Below are 12,759 nucleotides of genomic sequence, written 5' to 3'. Positions count from 1 at the left end.
GGTCCATGAGCGACCGCCCATCTCCCCTCGCCGATCCGCACCTCCTCTTCGACCCCGCGGCCGGCCGTCGGGACATCGTCATCCTCGGCTCCACCGGGTCCATCGGGACCCAGGCCATCGACCTGGCCCTGCGCAACCCGGACCGGTTCCGGGTCACGGCCCTGTCCGCCGCCGGCGGCCGGGTCGCGCTGCTGGCCGAGCAGGCCAGGCTGCTGCGCGTGAACACCGTGGCCGTCGCACGGGAAGACGTCGTACCGGCCCTCAAGGAGGCCCTGGACGCCGAGTACGGCGCCGGTGAGCCGCTGCCCGAGATCCTCGCCGGACCGGACGCGGCGACCGAGCTCGCCGCCTCCGAGTGCCACACCGTGCTCAACGGCATCACCGGTTCCATCGGCCTCGCGCCCACCCTCGCCGCGCTGCGCGCCGGGCGGACCCTGGCCCTCGCGAACAAGGAGTCGCTGATCGTCGGCGGCCCGCTGGTGAAGGCCCTGGCGAAGCCGGGCCAGATCATCCCGGTCGACTCCGAGCACGCCGCGCTCTTCCAGGCCCTGGCCGCGGGCACCCGCGCCGAGGTCCGCAAGCTCGTGGTCACCGCCTCCGGCGGGCCCTTCCGCGGCCGCACCCGCGCCGAGCTGGCCTCGGTCACGGTGCAGGACGCCCTGGCCCACCCGACCTGGGCGATGGGCCCGGTGATCACCGTGAACTCGGCGACCCTGGTCAACAAGGGTCTGGAGGTCATCGAGGCGCACCTGCTCTACGACATCCCCTTCGAGCGGATCGAGGTCGTGGTCCACCCGCAGTCGTACGTGCACTCCATGGTGGAGTTCACGGACGGCTCCACGCTGGCCCAGGCCACCCCGCCGGACATGCGCGGCCCGATCGCGATCGGCCTCGGCTGGCCCCAGCGGGTCCCGGACGCGTCCACCGCCTTCGACTGGACCAAGGCGTCCACCTGGGAGTTCTTCCCGCTGGACACCGAGGCCTTCCCGGCGGTGGGCCTGGCCCGGCACGTCGGGGCCCTGGGCGGTACCGCGCCCGCCGTGTTCAATGCGGCGAACGAGGAGTGCGTAGAGGCGTTCCTGGCCGGTCGGCTCCCGTTCACAGCAATCATGGATACGGTCTCCGCGGTGGTCGATGAGCACGGAACCCCCGCCGGGGGAACTTCTCTCACCGTCGCGGACGTCCTTGAAGCGGAGACCTGGGCCAGGGCCCGGGCACAGGAGATGGCGGCACGGGCCGCCGTGGAGGCGCGCGCATGACCGTACTGCTGACCCTGATCGGCGTGCTCGTCTTCGTCGTCGGGCTGCTCTTCTCGATCGCCTGGCACGAGCTCGGCCACCTCTCCACGGCCAAGCTCTTCGGGATCCGCGTGCCCCAGTACATGGTCGGCTTCGGCCGGACCATCTGGTCGCGCAAGAAGGGCGACACGGAGTACGGGCTCAAGGCCATCCCGATGGGCGGCTACATCCGCATGATCGGGATGTTCCCGCCGGGCGAGGACGGCAAGATCACCGCCCGCTCGACGTCGCCGTTCCGCTCGATGATCGAGGACGCGCGCTCGGCGGCGTACGAGGAACTGCAGCCGGGCGACGAATCGCGGCTCTTCTACACGCGCAAGCCGTGGAAGCGCGTGATCGTGATGTTCGCGGGACCGTTCATGAACCTGGTCCTCGCCATGGCGATCTTCTTCGGCGTGTGGATGACCTTCGGGGTGCCGCAGACCACCACCGAGGTCAAGACGGTGACCCCCTGCGTCATCAAGCAGAGCGAGAAGCGCGACGTCTGCAAGGCGGGCGACCCGGAGGCTCCGGGCAAGGCCGCGGGCCTGAAGGTCGGCGACAAGATCCTGGCCTTCGACGGCAAGCGCGTCGAGGACGACTGGGACGCGCTCCAGAAGCAGATCCGCGCCACCGTCGGACCCGCCACCCTCACCATCCTCCGCGACGGGCAGAAGATGGACCTCCGCGCGAACCTCGTGGAGAACCGCGTCGGCAAGACCGACAGCAAGGGCGTCTTCCTCAAGGACCAGTACGTCTCGGCCGGCTACCTCGGCGTGGCCGCGAAGAACGTGATCGCACCGCTCACCTTCTCCGAGTCGGCGGAGCACGTCGGCGAGGTCGTGGAGAGCAGCGTGCAGGGCCTGGCCCAGCTCCCGGGCAAGATCCCGGCCCTGTGGAACGCGGTCTTCAACGGAGCCGAGCGGGAGGCCGACTCCCCGATGGGCATCGTCGGCGCGGCCCGGATCAACGGGGAGATCGCGGCCCTGAACATCCCGAGCGAGGAGCGGATGTCGATCATGCTGAACGTCCTCGGCATGTTCAACCTCTCCCTCTTCCTGTTCAACATGCTGCCCCTGCTGCCCCTGGACGGCGGGCACATCGCGGGCGCCCTGTGGGAGTCGGTGCGGCGGGCCTTCGCCCGTGTCTTCCGGCGCGCCGACCCGGGCCCGTTCGACGTGGCGAAGCTGATGCCCGCCGCCTACGTGGTGGCCGGGGTCTTCCTCTGCTTCACGTTGCTGGTGCTGGCCGCGGACGTGGTCAACCCCATCAAAATCACCTGACCCAAAGACCGGCGGATCGTCCTGCGGGACACCCGTACAGCATGGGGACCGGAGCCGGGCACGCATCGTGCCCGGCTCCCTACGTTCGGGTGGCACGCCACCTGCGATGCACGTGAGCCGTGCCGGTTGGCGTAATCTCGGACGTTGGGGACCGCCGATCCCGGCACCTATATCCACACCTTGGGGTTGCACAGCAGATGACTGCCATCTCTCTCGGAATGCCGGCCGTGCCGACGAAGCTTGCCGACCGCAGGGTCAGCCGCAAGATCCAGGTCGGCTCGGTCGCCGTCGGCGGGGACGCACAGATCTCCGTGCAGTCGATGACCACCACCAGGACCTCCGACATCGGGGCCACGCTCCAGCAGATCGCGGAGCTGACCGCGTCCGGCTGTGACATCGTCCGCGTGGCCTGCCCGACGCAGGACGACGCCGACGCGCTCGCCGTGATCGCGAAGAAGTCGAACATCCCGGTCATCGCCGACATCCACTTCCAGCCGAAGTACGTGTTCGCCGCGATCGACGCCGGCTGCGCCGCCGTCCGCGTGAACCCGGGCAACATCAAGCAGTTCGACGACAAGGTCAAGGAGATCGCGCGGGCCGCCAAGGACGCCGGCACCCCGATCCGGATCGGCGTGAACGCCGGCTCGCTCGACGCGCGACTGCTGAAGAAGTACGGCAAGGCCACGCCCGAGGCGCTGGTCGAGTCCGCGCTCTGGGAGGCCGGCCTCTTCGAGGAGCACGGCTTCAGCGACATCAAGATCTCGGTCAAGCACAACGACCCTGTCGTCATGGTCAACGCCTACCGGCAGCTGGCCGCCCAGTGCACCTACCCGCTGCACCTCGGTGTCACCGAGGCCGGCCCGGCGTTCCAGGGCACGATCAAGTCCGCCGTCGCCTTCGGCGCGCTGCTCTCCGAGGGCATCGGCGACACGATCCGCGTCTCGCTGTCGGCCCCGCCGGTGGAGGAGATCAAGGTCGGCATCCAGATCCTGGAGTCGCTGAACCTCAAGCCGCGCCGCCTGGAGATCGTCTCCTGCCCGTCCTGCGGGCGTGCGCAGGTGGACGTCTACAAGCTGGCCGAGGAGGTCACGGCGGGCCTGGAGGGCATGGAGGTGCCGCTGCGCGTCGCGGTCATGGGCTGCGTCGTCAACGGCCCCGGCGAGGCCCGTGAGGCCGACCTGGGCGTCGCCTCCGGCAACGGCAAGGGCCAGATCTTCGTCAAGGGCGAGGTCATCAAGACCGTTCCCGAGTCGAAGATCGTCGAGACCCTCATCGAAGAGGCGATGAAGATCGCCGAGCAGATGGAGAAGGACGGCGTGATGTCGGGCGAGCCGACGGTCGCGATCGGCGTCTAGTTTCCGCAGCAGGTGACGGGCCCGGAGCCGCAGGTGCGGTTCCGGGCCCGTCGGCGTGCGGGCCTCCGGGCGGACCGCACCGAAGGCGCCTCCGAGGGGCCTCGAAGGCATCTCGGAGCCGGTCCGGGTACAGTGCGGAGATCAGCAGACTTGCATGGTGAGGCCCCAGTGTTGACGCAGACCACCACCCGGGTCCTTGAGCCCAGTGATCTCGACGCCGCGCTCGACATCCTCGGCCGCGAGCCGGTCGAGAACGCGTTCGTCACCTCCAGGGTCCAGATCGCCGGGCTCGACCCGTGGCGCCTGGGCGGCGAGATGTGGGGCTGGTACGCCGACGGCGAGCTCCGCTCCCTCTGCTACGCCGGCGCCAACCTGGTGCCCGTCTGCGCCGGCCCCGACGCCGTACGGGCCTTCGCGGAACGCGCCCGGCGCACCGGCCGCCGCTGCTCCTCCATCGTCGGCCCCGCCGAGGCGACGGGGCTGCTGTGGCAGCTTCTGGAGCCCAGCTGGGGACCGGCCCGGGACGTCCGCTCCCGGCAGCCGCTCATGATCATGGAGCAGCCGTCCACCACGGTGACCGCGGACCCCGGGGTCCGCCGGATCCGCAAGGACGAGATGGACCTGATCATGCCCGCCTGTGTGGCCATGTTCACCGAGGAGGTCGGCATCTCCCCGATGACCGGCGACGGCGGCCTGCTCTACCAGGCCCGGGTGGCCGAGCTGGTGGCAAGCGGGCGCTCCTTCGCCCACGTCGAGGACGGCAAGGTCGTCTTCAAGGCCGAGATCGGCGCCGCGACCTCCCGCGCCTGCCAGATCCAGGGCGTCTGGGTGGCCCCCGAGTTCCGCGGCCGCGGGCACTCCGAGAGCGGGATGGCCGCCGTCGTCGCGTACGCGCTGCGGGACGTGGCCCCCGTGGTCAGCCTGTACGTCAACGACTTCAACACCGCCGCGCGCGCCTCCTACCGCCGGGTCGGCTTCCGCGAGGTCGGCGCGTTCATGAGCGTGCTGTTCTGAGGGTGCCGTTCCGAGCGTGCCGTTCCGAGGGTGTCGTTCCGAGCGTCGGGCACCTCCTGTTCCGATCTTCCTGTTCGTCCGCACGCCCGGCCAGTAAGGTCGCCGCATGATGCCTACCCCCGCGGGAGACGACCCCGGCCGGCCCGCCGGCCTGCGCATCGGGGCCCTCGACCTCGCCGCCCGGGTCGACGAGGCCCTGCGCGTGCAGGCCGTGGCCTTCGGCCTCAGCGAGGAGGAGGTCGGCATCCGGCGCTACATCGTCCAGCGCCACATGACCTGCCGCGGCGCCCGCGCGCTCGGCGCGTTCACCGAGGACGGGGGCCTCGCCGGGTTCGTCTACGGCATGCCCAACGACCGCACGCACTGGTGGTCCGGAGTCGTCGAGCCCTATCTGCGGACCGGCGGCCTCGAAGGCTGGCTCGACGGCTCCTTCGTGATCACCGAGCTCCACGTCCACCCCAGGTTCCAGGGCAAGGGCGTCGGCCGCGCCCTCATCACCCTCATCACCGACACCGCCGCCGAGGAACGCTCGATCCTCTCCGCGATCGACACCGAGAGCCCCGCCCGCGGCCTCTACCGCTCCCTCGGCTACACGGACCTGGCCCGCCAGGTCCTCTTCCCGAGCGCGAGCCTCCCGTACGCCGTCATGGGCGCCCCGCTGCCGCTGCGCAAGCCCTGACCCCGCGGACCCGGAAAGTGTTTCCGAGGCCCGCGCGGCCCCCGATAGCCTCCCTCCATGTCAACGCAACACGTGCAGCGCATGTCCCGCCTCATGGCCAAGACCCTCCGCGAGGACCCCGCCGACGCGGAAACCCTCAGCCACCGCCTCCTGGTCCGCGCCGGCTACGTCCGGCGCAGCTCCGCCGGGGTGTGGAGCTGGCTGCCGCTCGGCAAGCGGGTCCTGGACAACGTCTCGCGCATCGTCCGCGAGGAGATGGACGGGATCGGGGCGCAGGAAGTGCTGCTCCCGGCGCTGCTGCCGAAGGAGCCGTACGAGGTCAGCGGGCGCTGGTCGGAGTACGGGGACCTGCTCTTCCGGCTCAAGGACCGCAAGGGCGCCGACTACCTGCTGGGCCCCACCCACGAGGAGATCTTCACCCTGGTGGTCAAGGACCAGTGCACGTCCTACAAGGACCTGCCGGTCATGCTGTACCAGATCCAGACCAAGTACCGCGACGAGGCACGGCCCCGCTCGGGCGTCCTGCGCGGCCGCGAGTTCCAGATGAAGGACTCGTACTCCTTCGACGTGTCGGACGAGGGTCTGGCCGAGTCCTACCGGCTCCACCGCGAGGCCTACGTACGCATCTTCGAGCGGCTCGGCCTCGACCACCGGGTGGTGTCGGCGGTGTCGGGCGCGATGGGCGGCTCGGCGTCGGAGGAGTTCCTGGCACCGGCCCCGGCCGGCGAGGACACCTTCGCGGACTGCCCCTCCTGCGGCTACGCGGCCAACACGGAGGCGGTGACCTTCGCCCTGACCCCGGCCGAGGGGGAGCACGGCCCGCTGGAGGAGATCCCGACCCCCGACACCCCCACCATCGAGTCCCTGGCGGCGCACCTGGGCATCCCCGCCTCGGCGACGCTGAAGAACCTCCTGGTGAAGGTGGACGGCGAGATCACCGCCGTCGGCGTACCGGGCGACCGCGAGGTCGACCTCGGCAAGCTCGGCGAGCACCTGGCCCCGGCGGTCGTGGAGCTGGTGACGGCGGAGGACTTCACCGGCCGGCCCGACCTCGTACGGGGCTACGTGGGCCCGCAGGGCCTGGAGAAGGTCACCTACCTCGCCGACCCCCGCGTCGCGCCGGGCACCTCCTGGGTGACGGGCGCCAACCAGCCCGACACGCACGCCCGGAACGTGGTCTGCGGGCGGGACTTCGAGGTGGACCGGTACCTGGACGTGGTCGTCGTCGAAGAGGGCGACCCCTGCCCCTCCTGCGGCGCCGGGCTCCGCCTGGACAGGGCGATCGAGATCGGCCACATCTTCCAGCTCGGCCGCAAGTACGCGGACGCGTTCGGCCTGGACGTCCTCGGGGCGCAGGGCAAGCCGGTCCGCGTCACCATGGGCTCCTACGGGATCGGCGTCTCCCGCGCGGTGGCCGCGCTGGCCGAGCAGACGGCGGACGAGCGGGGCCTGTGCTGGCCGGCGGCGGTGGCCCCGGCCGACGTGCACGTCGTGGCGGCGGGCAAGGCGGTGCCGCTCGCTCTCGCGGAGTCGGCGGCGGACGCTTTGGCCGCGGCCGGTCTCCGCGTCCTCCTCGACGACCGCCCCGGCCTGTCACCGGGGGTGAAGCTGACGGACGCGGAGCTGATCGGCGTCCCGTGGATCCTGGTCGCGGGCCGCCGCTCGGCGGACGAGGTGGTCGAACTCCAGGACCGCCGCTCGGGCACCCGAGAGGAACTCCCCCTCCCGGAGGCCCTGTCCCGCCTGACCGGCACCGCGTAGCCCTGCGGGGCTGGATTGCCCGCAGGGCAATTCCAGCCTCGCAGGCGTTTGGGGCGCGGGGTCTGGGGCGGAGCCCCAGGGGGTCCGGGCGGCGCCCGGGGAACGGTGGAAGGGCGGGTAGGGGACGGCTCCGCGCAGCGCCTAGCCGCGCACGTCCGGCTCGGCCGGGGGCGGGAGCGGGGAGCCGTCCAGGCAGGGCTCGTCCGCCGCCCGGGGCCCGAGACCCGCACCGGTGTCCGGAGGAGCCGCCTCGGGGTCAGGGTCCGTGAGGGGCGCAGGCGCGGCCGCAGGAGCGGGGGCCGCGGCAACCGGGGCCGCCACCGCAGGAGCGGGGCCCGGGGTACCCGTAGGGGCAGGGGCCGCGCGTTCCAGGAAGCGCAGGAGTTCCACCGGGAACGGGAGGACCAGCGTGGAGTTCTTCTCCGCGGCGACCGCCACGACCGACTGGAGCAGCCGCAGCTGAAGCGCCGCCGGCTGCTCCGACATGACCTCCGCCGCCTCGGCCAGCTTCCTCGACGCCTGGAGCTCCGCGTCCGCGTTGATGATCCGCGCCCGCCGCTCCCGGTCGGCCTCCGCCTGCCGCGCCATCGACCGCTTCATCGTCTCCGGGAGCGACACGTCCTTGATCTCCACCCGGTCGATCTGGACGCCCCAGCCCACCGCCGGACTGTCGATCATCAGCTCCAGGCCCTGGTTGAGCTGCTCCCGGTTGGACAGCAGGTCGTCCAGATCGGACTTGCCGATGATCGACCGCAGTGAGGTCTGCGCCATTTGGGAGACGGCGAACCGGTAGTCCTCGACCTCGATGATCGCGTTGGCCGCGTCCACCACCTTGAAGTACACGACCGCGTCCACCCGCACCGTGACGTTGTCCCGCGTGATCCCCTCCTGGGCGGGCACCGGCATCGTCACGATCTGCATGTTGACCTTGCGCAGCCGGTCCACGACCGGGACCACGAAGGTGAAGCCGGGCCCCCGGACACCGCCCCGCAGCCGGCCCAGGCGGAAGACCACGCCCCGCTCGTACTGCTTCACCACGCGGGCGGCGGCGCCCGCGTAGGCCGCGATCCCGACGCCCGCGACGGCGCCGGCTGTCAGCAGTTCCTGGAGCATGGCGTCCTCCTGGCGGGCAGGTCCCCCACCAGGCTTATGCCCTACAACCAGCCCGCGAACTCCAGCAACAGCTCCGCGTCCCGCCGCCGCCCCGCGGCCAGCGCCCGGTTGCCCGATTCGACCGCGCGGAACAGCGTCCAGCCCCGCAGCCGGTCCCGGTCCACCTCCAGCGCGTCGGCCAGCTTGTTCACCCGTCGCCGGGCGCCCGATGCCCCCGCCGAGGAGGCCATCTGGTCCTCCAGCCGGTCCCGTACCAGCCGCGCCAAGTCGTACGCACGCTCGCCGACCATCGGGTCCGGACCCACCGCCAGCCACGGAGCGCGCTCGCCGGAGAGGACCTTGCCCTGCCGGAAGTTCCCGTGCAGCAGCAGTTCCTCGGCCGGCGCCGCCGTCAGTTCCTCGCGGGCCGCCAGCGCCGCCGAGGCCAGCTCCGCCGTCTCCGGGGGAGCCTTGCGGAGCACCTCGGCCTGCTCGGAGGTCCGCTCGGCGACCGTCTCCCAGCCGTGCCCCGGCGCTGGTGCCACCCACAGTCTGCGCAGCGTGCCGCAGGCCTCCAGCAGGGCCTTCGCCTCCGGCAGCGACCGCAGCGAGACCTCGGGGTGCAGTCGCTCCAGCAGCAGCGCCCCGTCCTCCTCGTGATGGCGCGTGTCGAGGACCCGTACCGCCCCGAAACCACCCCAGTGGGCCAGGGCGGCCAGCTCCCGGTCGGGCCGGAGCTCCGGCGGGGCCAGCTTCAGCGTGGCCGGGGTCCCGTCGGCGTACCGGACGAGGACGACCAGGCTGCTGCGCCCGCCGGGTGCCTGGACCCGCTGGGCCTGCACCCCGCGCCGCGCCAGCGCGTCCCGCGCCAGCCCGGGGAGCTGCCCCAGCCAGTCCGAGACGTGCGCCGATTCCGGCAGCTCGCCGAGCGCCCGTACGAGCCGCTGCGGCGGTTCGAAAGCCATGCGTGCGTGGTCCCTTTCAGCCGTGCCCGGGCTCGTCGCGCATGGTTGCGCGCTAGGTCGGCGGTGTGTCCGCGCGTTCCGTGAGCCCAGGGAAGGCTACGCCGACACCGCGCCACCGTGCCGCCCGCAGGGCCGCGGCGCTCAGCGCGTCGGCCGCCTCGCGGCGCAACCGGCCCTCGGCGGCGCGCACCAGATCGGAGTACGCGCCGGCCACCCGGTCCTCGATCCCGGCGGCCAGCCGCTCGGCGTCGGCGGGCGTGCGCACGGTGAACGGCAGGGTGTACGCGGCCTCCGAGGGCCGCGGGGAACCGCCCAGCTCACGCACGGTGCGGGCGAGCGCGTCGCGGCGCGCGAGGTGGCCGCCGTGCGCCTCGCGGGCCTCGGCGGAGCGGGCGGCCGAGGCCCGGGCCCCGATCACGCCGTAGCCGTACGCGGCCGCGTGCTCGGCGGCCAGCGCGGCCTGCGCCGCCTCCAGGACCCGGCCGGCGGGGGAGGGTGTGGAGGTCACGAGGAGGCTCCCGGGTTCGAGGTCAGCAGGTACGCGTGCACGTGGCCGCACGCCGCGACGGAGGCGAGCATCCGGGCCAGCTCCCCGGGGGCGCCGGCCAGGGAGATGGTCCGGGCCTCGGCCAGGCTCCGCTCGGCGTCCGCGAGGGCGGCCAGCGCGTCGGCGGGCGCGGCGGGCACCGGCGCGGCCGCCGGAGCGGGGGGAGCGGCCGCGGCGCCGGACGGGACGGGGGAGTGCGCGGAGGCGGAGCGGGAGGGCGAGGCCGCCGGGGAGCCCTCGTCGGCGAGGGCCGCCGTGTGCGCCGCGACCGAGGCGCGCAGCGGTGCGAGGCGCGGGCCGAGGGCCGGATGGGCCGCGGCCGTCGCGTCGTAACGTTTCAGCAGTCGCTCGCTCTCACGAACGGCCGTCTCGCGCATCCGCCGTTCGAGTGGAACCTCGGGGGCCGCTGCGGGCGGCCGGTCGTCGGAGCAACCGCTGAGCAGCACGGCTCCGGCGACGCCCGCGGCACCGGCGAGCAGGCCTCTTCGCGAGGGCGGGATCGAGGGCACGGGGACGTCCTTGGGGGTGATGGTGGCAGGGTGTGATCACGGTACCCGGGGCCCCGTCCACAGGGCGGACGGCAACACCCCCCGCGACCGGATACCCTTTGACCTGACGCACGACGGAAATCACAACAGCACACGCGGCCGAGGAGTCACCCGGATGAGCACCACCCAGAGCGACAGGCTGCGCGCATTGCTGGAGCCGCTCGTCGCCGCCAAGGGCCTGGACCTCGAGGAGATCGAGACGTCCAAGGCGGGCAAGCGCCGGATGCTGCGCATTATCGTGGACTCCGACGAAGGCGTGGAGCTGGACGCGTGCGCCGAGCTGAGCCGCGAGGTCTCCGACCTGCTGGACGAGACCGACGCGATGGGTGAGGACGAGTACGTCCTCGAAGTCAGCTCGCCGGGCGCGGACCGCCCGCTGACCGAGCACCGTCACTACATCCGGGCGATCGGCCGCCTCGTGAAGTTCCAGACGTCGGACGGCGGGGAAGTGATCGCCCGCATCCTCGACGTCGACGACGAGGGCATGGACCTGGAGGTCCCGGGCGTGAAGGGCCGCAAGGCGACCGCCCGCCGCATCGTGTTCACCGACATCGCCAAGGCGCGTGTCGAGATCGAGTTCAACCGCAAGGACAAGAAGGAAGAGGAGGCGTAGTCGTGGACATCGACATGAGTGCCCTACGGGGTCTGGTCCGGGAGAAGGAGATTTCCTTCGACCTGCTCGTCGAAGCGATCGAGTCGGCCCTCCTCATCGCGTACCACCGCACCGAGGGAAGCTTCCGGCGCGCACGCGTCGTGCTCGACCGCACTAACGGTCACGTGATCGTGTGGGCGACCGAGGACCCGAGGGACCTGGAAGAGGGCCAGGAGGCCAAGGAGTTCGACGACACCCCGTCGGACTTCGGCCGCATCGCCGCGACGACCGCCAAGCAGGTGATCCTCCAGCGTCTGCGCGACGCCGAGGACGACCTGACCTTCGGCGAGTTCCTGGGCCGCGAGGGTGATGTCATCACCGGCGTCGTGCAGCAGGGCAAGGACCCGAAGAACGTCCTGGTCGACATCGGCAAGATGGAGGCCATGCTGCCGGTGCAGGAGCAGGTCCCCGGGGAGGACTACACGCACGGACTGCGACTGAAGTCGTACGTCGTGCGGGTGGCGAAGGGCGTTCGCGGTCCGTCCGTGACCCTGTCGCGCACCCACCCGAACCTGGTGAAGAAGCTGTTCGCGCTGGAGGTCCCGGAGATCGCCGACGGCAGCGTCGAGATCTGCGCGATCGCCCGTGAGGCCGGTCACCGCACCAAGATCGCCGTTCGCGCCAACCGCTCCGGCCTCAACCCGAAGGGCGCCTGCATCGGCCCGATGGGCAGCCGCGTGCGCAACGTGATGGCCGAGCTGCACGGCGAGAAGATCGACATCGTCGACTGGTCGGACGACCCGGCGGAGATGGTCGCCAACGCCCTGTCACCCGCCCGGGTGAGCAAGGTCGAGGTCGTGGACTGGGACACCCGGTCCGCGCGGGTGACCGTGCCCGACTACCAGCTGTCGCTGGCCATCGGCAAGGAGGGCCAGAACGCCCGCCTCGCCGCCCGCCTGACCGGCTGGCGCATCGACATCCGTCCCGACACCGAGCAGCCCTCGGACGGCGATGACCGCGACCGGGGCGAGCGCCGCGACGACCGCGGCGAGCGCCGCGACGACCGGGGCGACAGCCGCGACGACCGGGGCGCCGACCGGCGCGACGACCGCCGCGGGGAATAAAACCGCTACCGCCCGGAGCTGTTCGGGCGGTACACAAGAACGGCAGGGGCGACAAGAGCCCTGCTCGACGTGCACGGATGTCCGCCGCCGGGGTTTCGGCGGCGTGACCCGGCACTAGTGATCACGACAACATCCGTTCGATTTTTCGCCCGAAGGGGTGAGGTCGGTGCGGGGAGGTAGACTTAAGCGTGTCTGGCCGGACGCAAGCCCGCGCATGCCCCGAACGCACCTGTGTGGGGTGTCGGGAGCGAGCGGCCAAGAGCGATCTGCTGCGCATCGTGGCGGTCGGTGACAAATGTGTCTCCGATCCTCGCGGTACGCTGCCCGGCCGGGGTGCCTACGTGCACCCCGCCGTGGTCTGCCTCGACCAGGCTGTCCGCCGTAGGGCGTTCTCCCGGGCCTTCAAGTCCGCAGGACCGTTCGACACGGCGGAACTGCACCATGCCGTGGCCGATGAGGCCGAGGCGACACCAAGCACGTAGTACGGCACGGATCACCGTGCGGTCAGGTACCTCGCGAGTT

General features: G+C 71.8%; 13 protein-coding genes. 9 read left to right on the top strand and 4 right to left on the bottom strand.

Annotated elements, in window-relative coordinates; all coding sequences use genetic code 11:
* Nucleotides 1-5: 5 nt before the first annotated feature.
* The 6 genes from dxr (at nt 6) to ACFYYB_RS12420 (ending at nt 7,369) form a co-directional block, all read left to right on the top strand.
* A complete protein-coding gene (gene dxr / locus ACFYYB_RS12445) occupies nt 6-1,259 on the top strand; it encodes a 1-deoxy-D-xylulose-5-phosphate reductoisomerase (RefSeq protein ID WP_389435055.1) in 1,254 nt (417 codons plus the stop codon).
* Complete coding sequence (locus ACFYYB_RS12440) at nt 1,256-2,560, top strand: M50 family metallopeptidase (RefSeq protein ID WP_389435053.1); 1,305 nt, start codon at nt 1,256-1,258, stop codon at nt 2,558-2,560. The genes dxr and ACFYYB_RS12440 overlap by 4 nt, the downstream gene beginning before the upstream one ends.
* 197 nt (nt 2,561-2,757) lie before the next feature.
* A complete protein-coding gene (gene ispG / locus ACFYYB_RS12435; RefSeq protein ID WP_327304277.1) occupies nt 2,758-3,915 on the top strand; it encodes a flavodoxin-dependent (E)-4-hydroxy-3-methylbut-2-enyl-diphosphate synthase in 1,158 nt (385 codons plus the stop codon).
* Between the two features lie 168 nt (nt 3,916-4,083).
* The gene (locus ACFYYB_RS12430) at nt 4,084-4,929 is read left to right on the top strand and encodes a GNAT family N-acetyltransferase (protein ID WP_389435051.1); all 846 of its coding nucleotides are present in this window, start codon (nt 4,084-4,086) and stop codon (nt 4,927-4,929) included.
* 109 nt (nt 4,930-5,038) lie between these two features.
* The gene (locus ACFYYB_RS12425) at nt 5,039-5,608 is read left to right on the top strand and encodes a GNAT family N-acetyltransferase (RefSeq protein ID WP_389436173.1); all 570 of its coding nucleotides are present in this window, start codon (nt 5,039-5,041) and stop codon (nt 5,606-5,608) included.
* Nucleotides 5,609-5,665: 57 nt separating this feature from the next.
* Complete coding sequence (locus ACFYYB_RS12420; protein WP_389435049.1) at nt 5,666-7,369, top strand: proline--tRNA ligase; 1,704 nt, start codon at nt 5,666-5,668, stop codon at nt 7,367-7,369.
* 141 nt (nt 7,370-7,510) lie between these two features.
* Here the strand turns inward: ACFYYB_RS12420 and ACFYYB_RS12415 are convergent, their stop codons facing one another.
* Genes ACFYYB_RS12415 through ACFYYB_RS12400 form a run of 4 tightly spaced genes read right to left on the bottom strand, consistent with a single transcriptional unit; the run spans nt 7,511 to nt 10,482 of the window.
* Complete coding sequence (locus ACFYYB_RS12415) at nt 7,511-8,482, bottom strand: slipin family protein (protein WP_389435047.1); 972 nt, start codon at nt 8,480-8,482, stop codon at nt 7,511-7,513.
* Nucleotides 8,483-8,523: 41 nt separating this feature from the next.
* Nucleotides 8,524-9,426: an aminoglycoside phosphotransferase family protein gene (locus ACFYYB_RS12410; protein ID WP_389435045.1), complete on the bottom strand. Its 903-nt coding sequence runs from the start codon at nt 9,424-9,426 to the stop codon at nt 8,524-8,526.
* Between the two features lie 52 nt (nt 9,427-9,478).
* Nucleotides 9,479-9,934 carry a ferritin-like domain-containing protein gene (locus tag ACFYYB_RS12405; RefSeq protein ID WP_389435043.1) on the bottom strand — a complete coding sequence of 152 codons (456 nt, stop codon included), beginning with the start codon at nt 9,932-9,934 and terminating at the stop codon, nt 9,479-9,481.
* Nucleotides 9,931-10,482, bottom strand: coding sequence for a hypothetical protein (locus ACFYYB_RS12400; RefSeq protein WP_389435041.1), 552 nt, complete (start codon nt 10,480-10,482; stop codon nt 9,931-9,933). Before ACFYYB_RS12400 ends, ACFYYB_RS12405 begins: the two co-directional genes overlap by 4 nt.
* A 154-nt stretch (nt 10,483-10,636) precedes the next feature.
* On the opposite strand from ACFYYB_RS12400, the gene rimP reads away from it, so the two are divergent.
* The 3 genes from rimP (at nt 10,637) to ACFYYB_RS12385 (ending at nt 12,719) form a co-directional block, all read left to right on the top strand.
* Nucleotides 10,637-11,134 (top strand): ribosome maturation factor RimP, encoded by a 498-nt coding sequence (rimP, locus tag ACFYYB_RS12395; protein WP_266904030.1) that lies wholly within the window; start codon nt 10,637-10,639, stop codon nt 11,132-11,134.
* Nucleotides 11,135-11,136: 2 nt separating this feature from the next.
* Complete coding sequence (gene nusA / locus ACFYYB_RS12390; protein WP_389435038.1) at nt 11,137-12,237, top strand: transcription termination factor NusA; 1,101 nt, start codon at nt 11,137-11,139, stop codon at nt 12,235-12,237.
* Between the two features lie 188 nt (nt 12,238-12,425).
* Nucleotides 12,426-12,719 carry a YlxR family protein gene (locus ACFYYB_RS12385; RefSeq protein ID WP_383955177.1) on the top strand — a complete coding sequence of 98 codons (294 nt, stop codon included), beginning with the start codon at nt 12,426-12,428 and terminating at the stop codon, nt 12,717-12,719.
* Nucleotides 12,720-12,759: the final 40 nt, after the last annotated feature.

It is taken from the genome of Streptomyces sp. NPDC002886 (genome assembly GCF_042888445.1).
GTDB lineage: Bacteria > Actinomycetota > Actinomycetes > Streptomycetales > Streptomycetaceae > Streptomyces.
Note: the sequence above shows the minus strand (reverse complement) of the source record. Positions and strands in the feature narration are given on the sequence as shown.